The sequence below is a fragment of the Streptomyces sp. P9(2023) genome, from assembly GCF_032436795.1.
In the GTDB taxonomy this organism is placed as follows: Bacteria; Actinomycetota; Actinomycetes; order Streptomycetales; family Streptomycetaceae; genus Streptomyces.
The window spans coordinates 1-303 of record NZ_JAUPWM010000320.1 but is presented as its reverse complement, the minus strand read 5'-3'; the positions used below and the strand labels follow the sequence as shown (position 1 = coordinate 303).

The following is a 303-nucleotide window of genomic DNA, read 5'->3' as shown; positions in this document are numbered from 1 at the left end:
TGTTGGTTCCCATCGGGGCAAAGTGGCCGTAGTACAGGTCGCTCAGCATGCCTTGCCGGTAAACCACCACGCCGGAGCCGGAGGGGCCAGGGTTAGGGTCGCACGCCCCATCACAGAAAATCTCGACATCGACGGCGCTCAGGGTCTTCTGAGTCGGAGCCTTTGGCGTTTTCGCGGCCGTTTTCTTGGTGGAGCGGCTGCCACTTGCTTTGTGAGCTGGCGCCTTGGCCGTTCTGGCAAACGCCTGGTGGGCAGCCTCTTCACTTTGGAAAGACTTATAGCGTGCGGAGGGGAACCCTTTAA

1 pseudogene is annotated in these 303 nt (G+C 60.1%); it reads right to left on the bottom strand.

Annotated features, from left to right (window positions below):
- Window positions 1-303: pseudogene (locus Q5762_RS37780) on the bottom strand (hypothetical protein); the annotation flags it as partial.